Raw genomic sequence first — 19,098 nt, 5'->3', positions numbered from 1 at the left:
TTAAAATTAAGTTATTGATATGTTGCGGGTTACCGTTTCATACAGAAATTAGTATATCAAATTTTTAAAATTTATAAAATGGAATTAGGAACAACCCTTATAGGAATTATATGCGTTGCAATATGTGCAATGCCATTTGTATTAACAAACAGAAGTAGAAAAAAAATAGTAAAACACCAATTAATTGCGCTTAAAGATTTAGCTAAACAGCATAACTGCGAAATAACCCAACATGATATTTACAGCTATTATGCCATTGGCATAGATGAATTTAATAACTCCATATCCTTTATATCTAAAGATGAAGAGGCGGTTAAGGAGCAATTTATTAACCTCTCTACTATTAGTCGTTGTAAAATAGTTAACATTAGTAAATCAAGAGGTAAAAGTGGAAAACAAATTGATGAACTCTACTTAAAACTTAGCTTTATTGATAAAACCAAACCAGATATTATGCTAGAGTTTTATAATACTGAAGTAAGTTATCAACTTGGCGAAGAATTACAATCGATAGACAAATGGAATAAAATAATTAATAATTTGTTGAAGGTTAAAGAATAAAAGTATTAACCAAAAATATGTGTAAGCAATAGCGGATGAATTAATGATAAAAATTAATTTCTAAAATCCGCTAATGCTCATGCATAAACTTATGTAGTATAACAAAACAAGAAGAACATACAGATTAATTTCTTACAAAAACAGATTAAAGCACTTCTAAAAAACAGGTAAACGGTAAATAATACCGTTAAAAAAACTTATTTTTATAAAACCAAAGGTCTATTTCGCAAAAATTCAATAAATTTGCTTAAATTATACTACACAAATTTTATTTTATGAGGCAAATTTACATTTTAACGATTATTATATTCTTTAATTTCCTCAATCTAGACGCACAAACATCCAACGTTGTAACTGGACAGGAAAGTTCATCTAGCGTTTTGCTTAAAAAGAAAGACGGAACTACTGAAGGCCATAAAGCCGATAATATTTCAGAATCTAACTCTTCTGCTCTTTCTCTTCAAAATAATTTAACTGCTAAAAAAGGTATAAATATATCTCCAAACCCTTCAACTCACTTTATTCAAATCTCAGGATTAAATAAAATTGAACAATATCGCATTTATAATATTTTAGGAAAGCAAGTAGCAAAAGGTCTCATTGCAGAAAATGAAACCATTAATATTCAAAACCTAAAAAATGGCTTGTACTTATTGAAAATTAATAACGTTTCTTCTAAAAAGTTTTTAAAAGAGTAAGTAATAATATATCCGATTTTAAAATAGGCTAATAATTTGTTATAGCCTAATGTGAAAACGTATTCTACTAAATATAAAGCCAATATAAGCTACAGAAAAAAAGTGTTTTTTTTCATCTAAAATAATCACATTTAAAATACACGAGTATCTTCAATTGCTGGCATAATACTAATTATTATTCTAATGACTATAGATTGCACTATATTTTACTCTAAGTTATAAAAACGAGTAAACATTCTGTATTATAATACAAATTGTTATAGCCAAAATATTTAATTACGGTTAGTATTCGTCCTCAAACTTTAGATCTTAAAAATAACTATTATGGTTTTTCATAATATGAAATTAATGATAGTTAAAAGATATAAATTTTTAATTTAGCAATAAATTTATTTTCCTATGGATTATTTTGTAATTGTTTCTGTACTAGTACTTATATCTGCCATTTTTGGTTATATAAACGTGCGTTTTTTAAAAATGCCTAACACTATTGGCTTAATGTTAATAACCATTGTATTTACACTTGCTGTGTTTGCACTAAGCTATTTTGACGATACCCTGTTAAATGCAGAACTCTTTATAATTACACAAATCGATTTTAAGTCCGTGCTATTAGATGTAATGTTGAGCTTTTTACTTTTTGCTGGAGCCTTGCACACTAATTTTGAACAGCTTAAAATACAACGTTGGCCAGTTTTAGCATTTGCGACATTTGGTGTTTTAATCTCAACATTTTTGGTTGGTTTAATGATGTTTTATGCATTGCCAATTGTTGGATTACATGTAGATTTTGTGTACTGCTTATTATTTGGAGCCTTAATATCACCTACAGATCCTATTGCTGTTCTTGGAATATTAAAAAAAGCTGGAGCACCAAAAATGCTAGAAACCAAGATAGTAGGAGAATCTTTATTTAACGATGGTGTTGGTGTTGTAATATTTTTAACCATTTATAAAATAGCGAACTTAGGAATTGAAAATGTTACTACTTTAGAGGTTATAGAATTATTTGGATTAGAAGTTATTGGCGGCATCGCTTTAGGTTTAATTTTAGGATGGATTACTTATAGATTAATGAAATCTATAGACGATTATGATATTGAAGTTATTATCACATTAGCAGCAGTAATGGCAGGAACAGTTTTAGCACAAAAACTACATATTTCGGCACCTTTAGCAATGGTTACAGCAGGGTTAGTGGTAGGTAATGATACTGTAAGAGATAATGCTATGTCTGAAACCACCGAAATCTATGTGGATAAGTTTTGGGAGCTAATCGATATTCTTTTAAATACCATCCTATTCGTTTTGATAGGAATGGAAATGCTTGTGTTAACTTTTAAAATGGAATATTTAATTGCTGGCTTAATAGCAATACCTTTAATCTTATTGTGCAGATATATTTCATTATTAATACCTATAAAATTCTTTGAGAGGAAATTAGACTTTGTACCAAAAACTAATTTAATTATGACTTGGGGAGGGTTGCGTGGCGGAATTTCTATTGCACTAGCTTTAGGTCTTACTCAAGTTATGGAACGTGATTTGTTTTTAGTAATTACCTATGTAGTCGTTGTCTTTTCAATATTATTCCAAGGAATGACGGTTGGTAAGCTGATTAAAAAATTGGCTGTCAAATAACTTTTATCCAAAACTATATAATTCTTTTAACTTAAATAATTTCATTTAAACTAGACTTAAGCACCTCTTTTTACTTATAGTTTTTAAGATGAATAAATAAATTTTAGAATAGGAAAAGGCTATTAAGAAATAGCCGATATATAATAATTACTACATAAAATTCATTAATTTTATACACCTGAAAATTGCGGTTTTAAAACTCACAATTTTTTGCGTTATACTCCATTAAAAACCATTAAACATAAAAGATTTAAACAATATGAAAATCAATAATATTTTAGAAAGTATTGGTAACACTCCAGTAGTTAAATTGAGTAAATTATTTCCAAATGCAAATGTTTGGATGAAACTCGAAAAATCTAATCCAGGAGGAAGTATAAAAGACAGAATTGCATTATCGATGATTGAGGATGCGGAAAAAAGAAATATTTTAACTAAAGATACCGAAATTATTGAGCCTACATCTGGAAACACAGGTATTGGCTTAGCCATGGTGGCAGCAGTTAAAAATTATAAACTCACGCTAGTTATGCCAGAATCTATGTCTGTAGAACGCAGAGCTCTAATGGCAGCTTACGGAGCTAATCTTGTACTAACTCCTAAAGAATTAGGATTAAAAGGTACTATTGCAAAAGCTACAGAATTAGTTGAAAACAATAAAAATGCGTGGATGCCGTCGCAATTTACAAACCAAGCCAACCCAGAGATACATAGAAAAACAACTGCATTAGAAATCGCAGCCGATTTTCCTGAAGGCATAGATTATTTAATTACAGGAGTTGGTACAGGTGGTCATATCACCGGTATGTCTGAAGTTTTAAAGGAAAAATTCTCGAATTTAAAAGTGTTTGCTGTAGAACCAAATGATTCTCCAATAATTTCCGGAGGAGAACCAGGGCCACACGCTTTACAAGGTATCGGACCAGGTTTTTTCCCCGAAGTATTCAACACCGACTCAATTGATGGAGCCATTAAAGTTACAAAAGAAGAAGCATTTACCGAAGTTCAAAATATCGCAAAAACCGAAGGGATTTTAGTTGGTATTTCTACAGGAGCATCTTTGGCCGCTGTTAGAAAACAGTTAGAAACTATAGATGGTGAAAAAACGATATTAACTATGAATTATGATACCGGAGAACGCTACCTTTCTATTGATGGCCTTTTTAAAGAGTAATTTTAGTTTAATACTAGATTTTGAGTTATAAGACTTAACTTATAATCATAAAAAAAGAAAGCTTTATGAAACATGTTTCATAAAGCTTTCTTTTTTTAATAAACCAATTATTATGGTGCAGCTGTTCAATAACTTCACTAAAAGTAACAAATAATTTAAAAAGTCCTTTTTTCAATTCATAATTATATCAATCTTCAAGAAGATAACGACTAATTCAATCAAAGCTATCATTAAGCTCATTATTTTATCAAGAACACATTTGGTCTTGATTTTTTTTGATAATTTCGTTTAATTCCAAAAATAAATGATAACCGATTGGTTTATAAATAAATTATCTTTCAAAAGTTAAAGATTAAATAATTTTATGCAAAATTGGATTAACCTTTTAGCTAAGTTTAAACAAAAGCAAACACCAGTTGCTTTAATAACTGTTACCAAATGTTTAGGCTCTACTCCGTGTACAATTGGCTCTCGAATGCTAGTCACTAAAAATAAAGAAATTCACGGAACCATAGGAGGCGGAAAACTAGAATTTAACATAATAGATGAAGCTATTATTGCTTTAAAGGAAAACAGAATTATCGAATCCTTTTATACTTTAGGTCCAGAATTTGAACAATGCTGTGGAGGAAAAGTAGAACTTATTATTGAACCCATGAATCTATCACCAGAATTATTTTTATTCGGAGCAGGGCATATTGGTATAGAAATATCCAAGTTGTTAGTCGATACACCTTTTAAGGTGAATCTTTTAGATTCTCGCGATAATTGGTTTTCTAACATAGAATTAGATGAAAGCACTACCATACATCAAACCAATGAAACTAATTTTAAAACCTTTAAAGATGCCGTTAAATGGGGGGATAATTGTTATGTTTTGGTGCTAACTCATAATCATAATATCGATTTTGATATTATAACAATGGCTTTACAGAACGAAACCAAATTTCTAGGATTAATAGGTAGCAAAACCAAGAAAGTTCGTTTTAATAATATGCTCATTAATGAAATGAATATTGAAGCAGGCATGAGCAATGTAGTTTGCCCTATAGGTTTAGAAATAGGAGGAAATACGCCTAAAGAAATAGCTATTAGTGTTGTTGCACAGTTACTACAAGTACATTATAAAATGTAAAAAGATCGTGCTATCTATTAATATTAACTAAACAAAGTCTCACTTAAAGCATAATAAATCGCCATAATAGCTGAGAAAATAGCAGATCCCATAAAACGCCATTTCAGTTTAAATCTATTTTGAATAATATAATTTGCTGTAAAAGATATAGGAATATTAACCAAAAATGACCAAAAGGCAATCTCTAAAAGATTAAAACCAATCGTTTCAAACTGGCCAGAAAACAACTTAATAAATAATAAGTGTCTAGCAATCCATAACGGGTTAAAATATGCGATAGCCAAAACAGTTTTGGTTACTGTTGCTTTAATACCTTTTAAAAACTGCGTCTTTTTTACAATCCAATCAAAATAGTTTGGAATTTCAAAAGCATAAAATGTTGCGCCAATCATCATCATTCCTAATATACGATACCAAGAAAATTCATCTAACAATAACGCTGCAATAGAATCTCCGGCGCTATAAATAAGTGCTCCTTTAAGGATATTCTGCTTTTTATAATGTAGTGCGATAAGGCGTTTAGTTTAAATCTGATTGTATTAAGCAATAAATTTCGCTATCCAAAAATTGACCATCATAATAGAAGTTTTCTCTAAAAACAGCTTCTAATCTAAATCCAAATTTAAGTAAAAGCGCTTTAGAGTTTTCATTTTCAAGATTAACGTTTGCTGAAAAACTATGAAGGTTTAAATTTTTAAACCCAAAACCTATTAATATATTTAAAGTTTCAGTCATATAGCCTTCCCCCCAAGAATCTGGATGTAAAATATAACCAATTTCACCTCTTGAATTTTGTTTATCAATATGCGAAATTCCGAAATCACCAATAAGTGTGTTGCTACTTTTTTCTATAATAGCCCAAGTAATTCCTTTGGTATTCTTGAATGCTTTATGATACCCTTCAATTCTCTTTTCTGTATCATCAGTATGCTTTGGGATTTTGGTATCCATATACTTGGAAACCGCTTCATGGCTTCGAATATTTAAAAGAGTTTCTGCATCACTTTTTTTATAGGCTCTAAAACATAGTCTTTCGCTTACTAATTTAGGAAATGTTTCAAAAATACGTGTATTGATTTTTGTTTCTATACTCATCTAAACGTTTTAATTTTTATATAAACTCATTAACACTTTCTCTGGTGTCATTGGTGCGTGAAATTGTAAATCGTAATTTGGATTAAAAGCTTTTATAGCATTTTGAAGTGCAAAATAAGCGCCAATTCCATACATTAAAGGTGGCTCTCCAACTGCTTTAGATTTTAAAATGGCCATGTCATTTCCTTCAGTTTCAACAGGAATAACTTCTACTGTTTTTGGTACAGAAAAGATATCCGGAATTTTATAAGTCGATAACGCATTAGACAATAGTTTACCATCTTCATTGTATGCGATTTCTTCCATAGTCATCCAGCCAATACCTTGTATTAATGCACCTTCTACCTGGCCTAAATCAATACCTTCACTCATGCTTTTTCCGTAATCGTGAACAATTTTAACCGAATCAAATTCGTAAGTGCCACGAGTACAATCTATAGTTACCGTAGTAATAGCTGTTCCATAAACATGATAGGCAAAAGGATGTCCTTTTTCTTTTGTTTTATCAAAGTGAATTTCTGGTGTTGCATAATGTGCATTTTCCGTTAAGGCCACACGTTTTATCATGGCACTACTGATGAGCTCAGTCCATGATAATTCAGATTTCTGTCCATTAACAAAAACAACTTCCTCTTTTAAAGTAATATTATCTTCTTCGGAAACATCTAAATCTTCGGAAACTACTATTTTCAATCGTTCTAAAAGTGAATTACAAGCCATTAAAGTTGCTTTTCCGTTTAAATCTGCAGTAGAACTCGCGGCAGAAGGTGAGGTATTTGCAACTCTAGTTGTATTAGTGGTTTCAATCTTTATTTTTTCAATAGAAACGGAAAATACATCCGCAGCAATTTGCATCATTTTGGTGTTGACACCTTGACCCATTTCTACAGCAGCAGTACTAATACCTATGCTTCCATCTAAATAAATATGAACCAAAGCACGAGCGTGATTCATTGGTGTATTGGTAAAAGAAATACCAAAAGTAATTGGCATAAACGATAAGCCTTTTTTGAATGACCTATTGTTTCTGTTGAATTCTGCAACCTCTTGTTCTAAAGCATCACTACTAAATATATTTTTAGCAGAATTCCATGTGTTTTTTGCTTCTACTTTTTCAGCAATTTGTCCATAAGAAAAGGTATCATCTTCATCTAATAAATTAATTTCTTGAATTTGTTTTGCGCTCACACCAATTTCATGTGCTGCTTTTGCAATAGCAGACTCAATAACAAACATACCTTGTGGTCCACCAAAACCACGAAACGCTGTGTTTGGAGGTAAATTAGTTTTACAACTCAATACTTTTGTGGTCACATTTGGCACATAATAACTATTGGTAGCATGAAATAATGTGCGTTCTGCAATTGCAGGAGATAAATCTGCTGCTGCTCCAGAATTTTGTAAAAATTCCGTTTGGTAGGCTAGAATTTTTAAGCCTTTTGAAAGTCCGATTTTATACGTGCTTTCATAAGGATGACGTTTTCCTGTCATGCGTAAATCGTCATGACGATTCAATATCAATTTTACAGATTGACTTAAATGATACGTTGCCAAAGCAGCCATTACAGCCCATGGTGTTGCTTGGTCTTCTTTACCTCCAAAACCACCACCAAGACGCGTTACGTCTACTTCAATTTTATGCATCGCAACTCCCAAAACTTGCGCAATTGTTTTCTGTACAGAAGTTGGTCCTTGCGTAGACGAAGTTACTTTTATATTACCATTTTCTAAAGGCTCCGCGTAAGCGCCCTGTGCCTCGATATATAAATGTTCCTGACCGTTTGAAAACGTTTCGCCTTCAAAAACATATTCGCATTCCTGAAATGCTTTCTCAGTATCTCCTAAACTAAAAAATCTTGGAGCATTAATAAAACTACCTTTTGCCTTTGCTTCTTTTGCTGTGGTAATTACTGGTAAATCTTCAATGTTAATTTCGATTAAACCTCTTGCTTTTCTTGCAATAAACTCTGATTCTGCAACAATTAATGCGATTGGCATTCCCCAGAAATGGACTTCATCTTCAGCGAATAACGGTTCATCAGCGATTATACCTCCAATTTCATTTTTTCCAGGAATATCTTTATATGTAAAAATTCGTTCTACACCTTCCAAAGCTTCCGCTTTAGAATAATCAATACTTTTTATTTTTCCGTGAGCTTTTGGTGAGTCAAAAACAACGCCATGAAAGGTACCTTGCCTTATATTTATATCATCTACATATAGCGATTCACCACGGACATGTGTATAAGAATCTAAGTTTTTAATGCTCTGTTTTAAAGCGATTGAAACTTTATTTAATTTAGACTCTAAGATTTTATTTTCTTTATTTTTATGCATGCTGAACAAAATCGTTTAAAGTGAAATTACTTGGAAATAACTCTGTGAAATGCGCAAAAAATAATTGTCTAGCTAGTAAACGTTTGTAGTCTGTTATGCCACGAACATCACTAATAGGAGCGATCTCTTTTTGAAGTATGTCATTGGCTTCTAATATCGTTTCTGAAGTCAATGATTTTCCTATTAAGAATGCAGAAGTCTCGTGTACATACTTCGGAATAGCAGCAACACCTCCTATAGAAATGTGCGCTTCGGTAATTTTTTTGTTTTCTACAGAAATATGTATTGCAGAATTAACACTCGCAATATCTAAATGCGTTCGTTTGCAGACTTTTTCAAAATTAAAAAAAGAATGTTTTGCTGGTAACTTAAAGCTAATAGTTTTAAGAAGTTCGTTATCTTTTAAATCGTATGTTTTATAACCTTGATAGAAGTTTTTAAGTCGGATTGTACGTTCTTTTTCTTCAGAATCTAGAATAGTAATATTACTATTAAGAGCCAAAAAGAAAATGGTCATGTCACCAATTGGAGATGCATTAACTAAATTCCCACCTAAGGAAGCCATATTTCTAATTTGTTCTGAAGACACCAATTTCAAATGCTTTTTTAAGTTTGGCAAACTGGTGTTTAATGCTTTATGATTCCATAAATCGGAAACGGTAGTATTTACACCAATTGTGCAAATACCATTATCAATAATAACACCTTTTAAATAGTCTTTTTCGGCAATAAGGTGAATAGCATTATCTGCTAAATGATCCGCTTGTTGCACATATAAATCCGTTCCCCCAGAAACATATTTTCCTTTTCGTTGATTTAAATCTTTAGCCTCGATATCTTTTAAACGCTGTGGAATACTTTCAAAATACTCAGGAATAAATTCATTTTCAATAAGCCATTTAAAAGATTTTTTTTCTTTACCCTCTAGTTTTTTAACTACTTGATGTGCGGCTTTTTCAATTGATTTATAGCCTGTACATCTACAAATATTTCCGCTAATGGCATCTATTGCATTACTGCAATTGTTTTCAGAATTTGACAAAGCAAAACCAGTTAAAGAAACCACAAAACCAGGTGTACAAAATCCGCATTGTGTGGCGTAATTTGCTTTCATGGCTTCTTGAGCTGTGGTTAATTTATTTTTAAGATTAGTACCTTCAACTGTTACAATATGTTTGCCGTGAGCATTTCCTAATGGAGAAATACATGACGTGATACTTTGGTATGTTATTGTATTGTTTGTTAACGTTCCAACTAAAAGAGTGCAAGCACCACAATCACCTTCACGACAACCAATTTTGGTTCCTGTGAGACGCTGTTGATAACGCACAAAATCCAATAAGGTCATTCCGGAATGTTCCGATGTTTTAATGGTTTTGTTATTTAGTATGAAGGTTATCATATTATATTTTTATACTGATTATCAATACCTACCAAAGAAAATCTAGGACACTCCACTTAATCTAAGTTTACTGTCTGCTAAATTGCTCATTATTATTTTTAGTAGTCATTGATTAATTCTTTTTATTTCATCTATAAAGCTAAGATACTATTTTTTAAAGTGAAAGATATCAAAGTCGAAATTCGGTATTATACCTTGGGAAAGCAAGAAAAACTGAGAGTTAATATTTTTTTAGGAATAACAAATTTTATCAAAAAAGATTAGAAATTGAATACATTAAGCAATAACTTATTTTAGTCCTTTTGTGCTATTTATTAATCTAAATATATTGTTTCAAAATAACATAACAAATTCATATAAACATGAAACCTTGAAAGATTAAGCTTCATAAACAAAAAATCAATAGAAGAACAAGTTTTATTAAGAAACACTTATTAATCTATCACACTTAGAAAACACAATATTATCTCTATAATTATTAAACTTATCAATATTATTACCACCTTTAATCCATTCCACATATATTGCTGCAGTATTTATACCTGCCTCATGAGAGAACGGATAACCACCGCCAAACCTAGGATTAAACTCTAAAACATAAATTTTATTACCGTCAACAAAAACATCACAATCCAAGGTGCCAATATGTCGTAAATTTTCTGAAACAACTTCACCAATTTTACTAATTTCAGTGCTTATTATAGATTTGGCTTTATCGGTTTCTCCACATCTCATTGAAAGCTTTTCTCTTATAAAAGAACCATAATAATTTCCATCAAAATCATTCAAAATATCCATTCCAAACTCCTTTCCTCCTACTTTTTCTTGAATTAAAATAGCGCTATTAATATCTACAAAACTTGCGCTATTTAATATCGATCGAGAAAGTTTAATTTCTAGTAATTTATAAGAAAGCATAAGTTCTTCCTTATTTTCGACAACGTCAACACCTATAGATGCGCTTCCCCATCTTGGCTTTAAAACTAAAGGGAAATTTATTTTATTCGCTTCTAAGTCTTTAAGAGTTTCGCTTAGGTCAATATATGTCTTAGGTGATAATAACTTATTTGAAGTTAAAAATTGATACGTTTTCCATTTATCAAAAGCAATATCGATAACTAATTCATCAGATATTATAATTTTAGTTCCTATCTTTTTAAACTCATTCTTATGTTTAGATAAAATAGGCAACTCTAAATCGTTTAAGGATATAATGGCATCTACTTTGTGGGCAATACATATATTTTTTAATTTGGAGATGTAGTTATCTGAAAATATACTAGGAACAGTTACAGATATATCCGCATCCACTAAAGCAGGTGCATTTGCTTGCATATCTGCAGCAATAACAATTCCGTTTCCTTGTAAGGCTTCCTTAAAATAATTAATAAGGTAATTTCTTCTCCCTGCACATGTAAATAATATATTTATTCGCTCCATTTATTATTTTTTACACAGATTGATTGATATTTTTCTTTTTCCAGATTTAAGGCTAGGAATTTCATTTACATAACTTATTTCAATAAGTGCATCTTTTCCTATATCGTTCCTAAACTTATCTGTTAATGCCGCTTCGTTTACAAACTTTACATCGGTATTAACTTTTATTTCATATTTTTTCTCCTCGTGCTGTATAAATTGTAATTGTTTTATTTCAGGAAAATCGTAAACATAGGCGTGCATGGTAAAAGGATTTAGCATATCTCCATTTGTTTTGTATAAAGCGTCCATTTTTCTACCTTGAATACTCTTTAGTTTCGGAATGCTATTTGGAGTATTTGTATTATTCTCAAAGGCACCAATATCACCAGTATCATAACGAATCATTGGTGTTGCTAAATTATAGAGATCTGTAACTATAATACGGCCAATTTCTCCATCTTTAACGGGAATATCTTTTTCTAAATCTAAAATTTCGACAATATAACTTCCCCAATTTATTCTAAAACAATCATCATCTGGCATTTGCTGTGCTATAATTCCATTTTCAACGTTAGAATATCTAGATACGGTTGGTGCCTTAAAATAATATTCCATTTTAGATTTTATTTCAGGACTAAGCCCTTCCGCAATAGCAATAATAGATTTAATATTACATTCTAACGGTTTGGCATTAACTCTATCAAGATAATTACAAATAACATCAAAACCAGACGGATACCCAATCCACCCTTTAACAGATTTATCCTTTTGTAACCTATCAAGTAAGGTTTTTGTATAGATATCATTTAAGTCACTAACATCTAATTGCTCTGTGTTTTGAAACCATGATATAATTTTTGATTTTTTATAATATGCTGCCCATAGCCTTAAGTATAATAGTTTTTCACCAAGCGTAAAACCTGCTAGTTTTGCAAAATATAGGGTATCTGCAGTATTTCTTATTTTTTTTCTTTTAGTTTGATAAATTTTAAATGGAGCTCCAGTAGACCCACTAGTTTTAACAGGTATAAACGCTTTATCTTCATCATAAAAGGTCATTTTATTAAAATTATCTTTTATAATTAATTTATTAACCACAGGAAAATCTTTTAGACTTTTAAAGTTTTTATAACTCGAGTAATAATCAGAGTTATATACGGCCATTTGCAACAATTTATCTAAGATAGGTTCTTGATGTTTTTGTAATGATGAAAAAGAGGAATTACTAAATATTTGCTCAAGGTCTTTAAAATCTTTTTTTACACTACCACCTTTCATTGAATCTATTGTCCAAAAAGCAACATTTCTAAGCTTATTTAGTATGTTCATAAATTTTATGGTTAATTAGATTAACTCTCTTAATATAACTACCTGTTAACTAAACATTATATCGAATAAAAAACTAAAATATAATATTCCTAATTACACCTCTATCTCAAGCTTTTATTATAATAAAAAGCATGTTTGTCACTCTTAAAATATTAAATAAGTTTATTTAACCTACGATACAAAAAATTGAAACAATGTTACTTTAGTCTCCAAAACCAATAATTAATTACACCTATGAAAATAAAAAAACATTTAATCCACGATATAAAATATTAAAGCAATTTTATACCCCAAAATTAGTGGGAATTTAAAAAGACGTATTCTAACTTTAACATTATTAGATAAAGCATTTTCACTGATATTGACTCAATAAAGAAAACAGTAGATTTCTCTATACAAAACTCTTATTTCAAGTTTATTACAAATTATGGCTATAGAATATTTTAATATAAAAACTCTTGATAAAAGATAAAAAAAATTTATTGATAATATTAATTTATGGGATTGCAAAATAGGTACTTCAATTCCCTCCTTTTTTTTTAAAGAAAACCAATATATATTTTATCTCTGAATACGTATCAAGTAAATGAAATAAAAGTACTTCTTGTCTATATTATATAAAATTGATAACTTGGCCCATTACATATTTAAATAACTATAAATCAATTTAATATTACAAAAAAAATGAAACTAAAAAAATTAATTTATTTAACAATGCTATTGAGTTTCTCACTAGTAACCTCTTGTGACTCGGATGATGATAATGGAGATAATAGTGACTTAATTAGTGAAATATCAGGAACTTGGACATCTAATTATGACGAAGTTTATATCTTTACTAATGAAACTATAGAATCGCCTTATAGTACTTATACTATCGTGGCTGTAGGTGATAATTATGTGATTTGTCAAAACGATGCCGATGATGCTTATAACCCAAATTTATATAGCAAATTTGTATTCACAAATATAACAGCAGATACTTTTAATTATTGTCAATCATTTTATGATGCTGAATCTCAATTGGAAATTGAAAGCACGGAAGAACCTTCAGATTCAAGTGATTTAGAGAATGGCTGCGGAGGATTTTCTTGGTCGAACATGACAAGAAACTAAAACCTTCACCAACAATTCTTAAAACATTTACTGTTTTGTTTTGTGATAGGTAGAAGTCGATAAAAATAATGACTTCTACCTATCGCTAAAACTTAGCGCGCACCAGCAATAGTAATAGAACAGTATGTTTGACTTCTTTAATATAAGATTGCAACTTACGAGAATTAAAACTTTTTTTTTGGTTAAAATTAATTTATGGTGCTTTAATTTATTCTTTTGTTGTGGTGATCACTTTTTTATTCCATAATATATACTCTTCGGAATATTTACAACTCTTATTTTACATCTTGCCTTTGCGATTACTATCGATAATTTTTGGTAAAATATACTAAAACATATTTTACCCAATAAAACCAGTCGAGCTCTAAAGTATTTTAAAAATTTGTTAAAAAATAATTCCTGAAATCTACGCTAACTCTATTATGGAATATCTTGATTTAAATTGAAATAATCTGAAATAGTAGAAACGAAATACGAACAACTTATAAGAATAATAGCTGACGTTTCGAATGATTCCTCCTAAAAAAATCACCTCACAAACCTGCCCGCGTTAGGGATTGATGCGACATCCTTTTTTATTTCTGGCCAAAAAATTATAAAGAAAACAAGCCTTAATTTTTTGAGTATAAATTGTTTAAACAAGCCCACCAAAAAAAGATATAGCGGAAAGCCCGACCCTTTTCGGGTAACGCCCAAAATAAATGACACAAAAAAAGTCCAACCTTTCAGTTGAACTTTCATATTATATGAGTTACAAACTAACTACCTTGAATAGTTTGGAGATTCTTTGGTAATGGTTACATCATGCGGATGACTTTCGTTAATTCCACTTGCAGTGATTTTTACGAACTGTCCAGTTTCTTTTAATGTTTCTACATCTTTGGCTCCACAGTATCCCATTCCGGCACGTAAACCACCGATAAATTGGTGAATGCTTTCGAATAAATCGCCTTTGTATGGTACACGCCCAACAATACCTTCTGGTACAAGCTTTTTAATATCATCTTCCACATCTTGAAAGTAGCGATCTTTACTACCTTCTTTCATAGCCTCTACAGATCCCATACCACGGTAAGACTTAAACTTACGTCCTTCGTATATAATGGTTTCTCCAGGAGATTCTTTGGTTCCTGCTAAAAGCGAACCTAACATTACGGTATCGGCTCCTGCTGCAATGGCTTTTGGTATATCGCCTGTGTAGCGAATTCCACCATCAGCAATTACTGGAACACCACTACCTTTAATAGCTGCTGCAACTTCTAATACTGCAGAGAATTGTGGAAACCCAACACCTGCAACTACGCGTGTAGTACAAATGGATCCCGGACCAATACCAACTTTTACGGCATCGGCTCCTGCTTCTACTAAATATTTAGCGGCTGCGCCAGTGGCAATATTACCTACAATAACATCTAGTGCTGGAAATTTTGCTTTAATTTCTTTTAATACCAAAACGACACCTTTTGTATGCCCGTGTGCCGTATCAATAACTACAGCATCAACACCTGCATTAACAAGTGCTTCGGCTCTTTGAACGGCATCGGCAGTAACACCAATTGCCGCAGCAACACGTAAACGACCGTATTGATCTTTATTTGCATTTGGTTTTTGGCTCAGTTTTGTTATATCTCTAAAAGTGATTAATCCCGATAATTTAAAGTTATCGTCAACAATTAGAAGTTTTTCAATTTTATGTTCTTGTAGAATAGCTTCGGCATCTTGTAAAGAAGTTCCAACAGCAGCAGTTACTAAGTTTTCCTTAGTCATTACCTCGGTTATAGCTCTTTTATTTTCGTGCTCAAAACGTAAATCACGATTAGTTACAATACCTTTTAAGGTACCATCTTCTGCAACAATTGGAATACCACCAATACCATATTCTGACATGTATTGTTTGGCATCGCTAACTTTTGCTGTTAAGGGTAAAGTTACTGGATCGATAATCATTCCACTTTCTGCACGTTTTACACGACGTACTTTTAAGGCTTGTGCCTCTATAGTCATGTTTTTGTGCAACACACCAATACCTCCTTCTTGAGCCATAGCAATTGCCATTTTACTTTCGGTAACGGTATCCATTGCTGCCGAAATTATTGGCACGTTAATGGTTATGTTTCGAGTGAATTTTGTTTGAATATTTACCTCTCTTGGAAGTACTTCAGAGAAAGCCGGAACTAAAAGGACGTCGTCGTAAGTAAGCCCTTCTCCTACTATTTTATTTTCGTGTGCAGTCATGTCGCAATTACTGTTATAATTGCGTGCAAATCTAAGCATTTTATTCGGTTTAAATTAGATTTATTAAAATGAAATCCTTAATAAATCTAATTATTAACATTTAGCACGTATTGTAAAACAAAAACTAAAAACTGGCTGTTTTATCGACCTCGTCCGCCGCCTCCGGTACGTCCACCACCACCGCTACGACTAGGTCTAACATTCATGTTTTGTCCCGCAATTCTACCAAACTTATACGAAAAGGTTACCATAAAATATTGTTCTAAAATTTTATTTTCTATATCTTGAATGTAGGTTTCTGTAACCGAACGACGATAGCCATTATTTTTCCCCAAAATATCATACCCTACCAAGGTTAATGTTCCCTTATTATCCCAAAGTTGCACACCCAATCCTGCATTCCAAAATACAGCATCACCATCAAATTCGTCTCCTACTCTACTATTATAAGTATAGGCAACTTTATTAGAGAAGAATACATTCTTTAAAAAGAAAATAGAGCTGTCGAATTTTAAATTTTGAACAAAATATTCGTTATCGTTAAAAGCGTCCGTATCATATAAAGTTTCATTTACAGAGTAGCTGTAATTAATTCCGAAATCGAATTTATTATTGTAAGAATATTTAAAACCTACAGAAGGCTTATAAACTGTATTTTTACCTGAAAATTTAACCCCATTTTGAATAGAAATATTGTTATCGTATGATGCCGCAAACTTAGCACTCATATTAATATTTGTGTTTTGACTGAAATACGATTTAGAAATAGAGGCATTACCACTAAGTGAATAATCGCCATTTATGTTATCATAAGTGGTGTACTTAATTAAATCGGCATCTGTAATGGTCGAGTTAATAATTTTATCTTCCACAAACACTGCTTTCGTTTCAGCATTAATAGTAATGTTATTAAAAGCAATATTGTTTTGATAACGGAATCTTAAATTATGACTTAAACCTGGTTCTAAATCTGGATTACCAGTATAAATATGCGTTTGGTTACTCACATCGGCAACAGGTTGTAATTGTGTTGATGAAGGCAAATCTACATTTTGATTATAATTTAAAGATATATTTTTATAGCCTTTTTCATCTCGATAACGAACTCTACTAGAATAGGTTATGTAATCGAATTCTGCATTAAAATTTCTTTCAGCAATTAGCTCATCAGTATATTTTCTAAAGGTATTGGTATACGCTCCTTCTACTTCAAATCTAAAATCTTTATACTCATATCTAAATCTTAATGCAGGCTTTAGCGTTGTAGTTACGTATTTACTATCAAAACTTTGTTGCGCATTAAAATCTGTATAATCGTTATCGGTTTCATTAAAATCAAAAACGTTTTTCTCATTTTTATTATGGTAAATAGTAGCACTATACTTTGGTATAATTCTGAAATTAGTAAACAATTCTTTAAACCAATATCCATTAAAATTAATATTTGAAGTTGTATTTTCAGTACTTCGAATCTGATCTTGAATTTGCGTAGTCCCCTTTTGAAACAATATATTCTCAGAATAATTTTTAGAATCCGTATCCGAATTATCAAAATCTGTACTTAATTTAAAATTGAAAAAATCGCGCCCTTTTCCCGTTCTTACAATAGCACTTATTTCATTATCAATGCTGTTCCCTACTGAAGGAAGAAGATTCACTATTAGCATTATAATCACTTATAGCACTTCCATCTTTAGAATTTGACTCTGTTGTAGATTGTGAAAAAGAATCGCTGGTATCACGATTAAATTTAAGATCGTTAGAGAGTTGTATTTTATTAGACGATTTGTTGTTTTTTGAAGGAATTATAAATTTTAAGTCCAAATCGCCACTATGGTTGTCACTATCTGTAGTGCTGTTACTTACCGTTTCTGTCGTGTAATTTAAGTTTGGTAAAAAGTAATCTCGAAAACGGAAACTGCTATTATCTACATTACTTGCGCTGTATTTATAATTTGCATTAACGCGTGTTTCGTCCCATTTTCCTTTTGAATAATTAGCGCCTATAAAATCGGATTCGACATAACCGGTACTCGATTTGGCATCGGGTAAGGCGGTAAAACCACGACGCATATTTATATTATTGGTTCCGGAGATAAACCCAATTTGTTTACCATCTATCATTTGAAACAAATTAGCATTAGCTTGATACTTATCATCGGTCCCTACTCCTCCATTTAAATCGCCAAAAAAGGCTGTATTCTTACCTTTTTTAATTTTAATGTTGATCTCTTTTGTTCCCGAGTCGGACTCTTCACCTGTAAACTTTTGTAAATTGGTTTTATAATCGGTAACCTGAACTTTACTAATTACGTTACTTGGTAAATTTTTAAGAGCAATATCGCCCATTTTTTCACCAAAAAACTCCATACCATCTACGTTAATAGCTTCTACAGCCACACCGTTTACAGTAATATTTCCGTCTATATCAAACTCTACGCCTGGCAGTTTTTTTAGTAAATCTTCAGCACGATCATTAGCCAATGTTTTAAAACTATCGGCATTATATTCAATAGTATCTTTTTTAATAACAATTGGTGGTGCTTTACCTATAATAGAAATAACATTTAATTGTTCTATTTGATCGGATAAGGTAACGGTGCCCATATCAAATTTATTTTCCGTAGGCACATCAATATCTTTAGAATACGGTTGGTAACCCAAATAAGCAACATTAAATAAAAGTTTTGTTTCTTCTTCCGCATTAATATTTATTGAGAATTGCCCTGTTTTATTAGTAATACCATAAGCCATGGTAATACTGTCTTTAAGGCTTTGTACATAAACTGTGGCGCCCTCTAAAGTTATGGCGTCTGGATCTTTTACTTGGCCTTCTAAAGTAAAACGTTGAGCAAATAGCGAGGTACTACAAGCTAAAAAAAGTAATAGAAATGAATGTTTCAAACTGATTGGTTTATTAGTGTGAAACTTAGACTTACTCAATATTCGAAGG

General features: G+C 31.2%; 15 protein-coding genes. 6 read left to right on the top strand and 9 right to left on the bottom strand.

Annotated elements, in window-relative coordinates; translation table 11 throughout:
- Positions 1 to 78 precede the first annotated feature (78 nt).
- The 5 genes from GQR97_RS12485 to xdhC all read left to right on the top strand — a co-directional run bounded on the left by GQR97_RS12485 (position 79) and on the right by xdhC (position 5,209).
- The gene (locus tag GQR97_RS12485; RefSeq protein WP_158848854.1) at positions 79 to 561 is read left to right on the top strand and encodes a hypothetical protein; all 483 of its coding nucleotides are present in this window, start codon (positions 79 to 81) and stop codon (positions 559 to 561) included.
- A 275-nt stretch (positions 562 to 836) separates the two neighbouring features.
- Positions 837 to 1,259, top strand: coding sequence for a T9SS type A sorting domain-containing protein (locus GQR97_RS12480; protein ID WP_158848852.1), 423 nt, complete (start codon positions 837 to 839; stop codon positions 1,257 to 1,259).
- Positions 1,260 to 1,658: 399 nt separating this feature from the next.
- Positions 1,659 to 2,900: a cation:proton antiporter gene (locus GQR97_RS12475; protein WP_158848850.1), complete on the top strand. Its 1,242-nt coding sequence runs from the start codon at positions 1,659 to 1,661 to the stop codon at positions 2,898 to 2,900.
- Between the two features lie 259 nt (positions 2,901 to 3,159).
- Positions 3,160 to 4,074, top strand: coding sequence for a cysteine synthase A (cysK, locus tag GQR97_RS12470; protein ID WP_158848848.1), 915 nt, complete (start codon positions 3,160 to 3,162; stop codon positions 4,072 to 4,074).
- A 364-nt stretch (positions 4,075 to 4,438) separates the two neighbouring features.
- Positions 4,439 to 5,209, top strand: a complete 771-nt coding sequence (xdhC, locus tag GQR97_RS12465) for a xanthine dehydrogenase accessory protein XdhC (RefSeq protein ID WP_158848846.1) — start codon at positions 4,439 to 4,441, stop codon at positions 5,207 to 5,209.
- Positions 5,210 to 5,232: 23 nt separating this feature from the next.
- Here xdhC and GQR97_RS12460 read toward each other — a convergent pair whose 3' ends face one another.
- The 6 genes from GQR97_RS12460 to GQR97_RS12435 all read right to left on the bottom strand — a co-directional run bounded on the left by GQR97_RS12460 (position 5,233) and on the right by GQR97_RS12435 (position 12,794).
- Positions 5,233 to 5,643, bottom strand: a complete 411-nt coding sequence (locus GQR97_RS12460; RefSeq protein ID WP_199269851.1) for a hypothetical protein — start codon at positions 5,641 to 5,643, stop codon at positions 5,233 to 5,235.
- A gap of 85 nt (positions 5,644 to 5,728) precedes the next feature.
- Entirely contained in the window at positions 5,729 to 6,304 is a 576-nt protein-coding gene (locus GQR97_RS12455; protein ID WP_158848844.1) for a GNAT family N-acetyltransferase, read from the bottom strand.
- A 9-nt stretch (positions 6,305 to 6,313) separates the two neighbouring features.
- A complete protein-coding gene (locus tag GQR97_RS12450; protein ID WP_158848842.1) occupies positions 6,314 to 8,641 on the bottom strand; it encodes a xanthine dehydrogenase molybdopterin binding subunit in 2,328 nt (775 codons plus the stop codon).
- Positions 8,634 to 10,043, bottom strand: coding sequence for an FAD binding domain-containing protein (locus GQR97_RS12445; protein WP_158848840.1), 1,410 nt, complete (start codon positions 10,041 to 10,043; stop codon positions 8,634 to 8,636). Before GQR97_RS12445 ends, GQR97_RS12450 begins: the two co-directional genes overlap by 8 nt.
- Before the next feature lie 420 nt (positions 10,044 to 10,463).
- Positions 10,464 to 11,483 (bottom strand): ATP-grasp domain-containing protein, encoded by a 1,020-nt coding sequence (locus tag GQR97_RS12440; RefSeq protein WP_158848837.1) that lies wholly within the window; start codon positions 11,481 to 11,483, stop codon positions 10,464 to 10,466.
- 3 nt (positions 11,484 to 11,486) lie between these two features.
- Positions 11,487 to 12,794, bottom strand: a complete 1,308-nt coding sequence (locus tag GQR97_RS12435; RefSeq protein WP_158848836.1) for a CoF synthetase — start codon at positions 12,792 to 12,794, stop codon at positions 11,487 to 11,489.
- 684 nt (positions 12,795 to 13,478) lie between these two features.
- Here GQR97_RS12435 and GQR97_RS12430 point away from each other — a divergent pair.
- Complete coding sequence (locus tag GQR97_RS12430; RefSeq protein ID WP_158848834.1) at positions 13,479 to 13,910, top strand: hypothetical protein; 432 nt, start codon at positions 13,479 to 13,481, stop codon at positions 13,908 to 13,910.
- 762 nt (positions 13,911 to 14,672) lie between these two features.
- Here GQR97_RS12430 and guaB read toward each other — a convergent pair.
- The 3 genes from guaB to GQR97_RS12415 form a co-directional block, all read right to left on the bottom strand.
- A complete protein-coding gene (gene guaB, locus GQR97_RS12425; protein ID WP_158851793.1) occupies positions 14,673 to 16,145 on the bottom strand; it encodes an IMP dehydrogenase in 1,473 nt (490 codons plus the stop codon).
- Between the two features lie 140 nt (positions 16,146 to 16,285).
- Complete coding sequence (locus GQR97_RS12420) at positions 16,286 to 17,812, bottom strand: outer membrane beta-barrel protein (RefSeq protein WP_158848832.1); 1,527 nt, start codon at positions 17,810 to 17,812, stop codon at positions 16,286 to 16,288.
- On the bottom strand, positions 17,769 to 19,049 hold the full coding sequence (locus GQR97_RS12415; RefSeq protein WP_158848830.1) for a carboxypeptidase-like regulatory domain-containing protein: 1,281 nt from the start codon (positions 19,047 to 19,049) through the stop codon (positions 17,769 to 17,771). Before GQR97_RS12415 ends, GQR97_RS12420 begins: the two co-directional genes overlap by 44 nt.
- Positions 19,050 to 19,098: the final 49 nt, after the last annotated feature.

The organism is Algibacter sp. L1A34, from assembly GCF_009796805.1.
In the GTDB taxonomy this organism is placed as follows: domain Bacteria; phylum Bacteroidota; class Bacteroidia; order Flavobacteriales; family Flavobacteriaceae; genus Algibacter.
The sequence above is the reverse complement of the archived record's forward strand: the minus strand, read 5'-3'. Positions and strand labels throughout refer to the sequence as shown.

What these genes read in the sequence shown, in the direction of transcription:
- GQR97_RS12430 (WP_158848834.1), top strand. Translation starts at nt 13,479, where the DNA reads ATGAAACTAAAAAAATTAATTTATTTAACAATGCTATTGAGTTTCTCA.
- GQR97_RS12475 (WP_158848850.1), top strand. Translation starts at nt 1,659, where the DNA reads ATGGATTATTTTGTAATTGTTTCTGTACTAGTACTTATATCTGCCATT.
- GQR97_RS12450 (WP_158848842.1), bottom strand. Translation starts at nt 8,641, where the DNA reads ATGCATAAAAATAAAGAAAATAAAATCTTAGAGTCTAAATTAAATAAA.
- GQR97_RS12435 (WP_158848836.1), bottom strand. Translation starts at nt 12,794, where the DNA reads ATGAACATACTAAATAAGCTTAGAAATGTTGCTTTTTGGACAATAGAT.
- cysK (WP_158848848.1), top strand. Translation starts at nt 3,160, where the DNA reads ATGAAAATCAATAATATTTTAGAAAGTATTGGTAACACTCCAGTAGTT.
- xdhC (WP_158848846.1), top strand. Translation starts at nt 4,439, where the DNA reads ATGCAAAATTGGATTAACCTTTTAGCTAAGTTTAAACAAAAGCAAACA.
- GQR97_RS12485 (WP_158848854.1), top strand. Translation starts at nt 79, where the DNA reads ATGGAATTAGGAACAACCCTTATAGGAATTATATGCGTTGCAATATGT.
- guaB (WP_158851793.1), bottom strand. Translation starts at nt 16,145, where the DNA reads ATGACTGCACACGAAAATAAAATAGTAGGAGAAGGGCTTACTTACGAC.
- GQR97_RS12480 (WP_158848852.1), top strand. Translation starts at nt 837, where the DNA reads ATGAGGCAAATTTACATTTTAACGATTATTATATTCTTTAATTTCCTC.
- GQR97_RS12420 (WP_158848832.1), bottom strand. Translation starts at nt 17,812, where the DNA reads ATGCTAATAGTGAATCTTCTTCCTTCAGTAGGGAACAGCATTGATAAT.
- GQR97_RS12440 (WP_158848837.1), bottom strand. Translation starts at nt 11,483, where the DNA reads ATGGAGCGAATAAATATATTATTTACATGTGCAGGGAGAAGAAATTAC.
- GQR97_RS12455 (WP_158848844.1), bottom strand. Translation starts at nt 6,304, where the DNA reads ATGAGTATAGAAACAAAAATCAATACACGTATTTTTGAAACATTTCCT.
- GQR97_RS12445 (WP_158848840.1), bottom strand. Translation starts at nt 10,043, where the DNA reads ATGATAACCTTCATACTAAATAACAAAACCATTAAAACATCGGAACAT.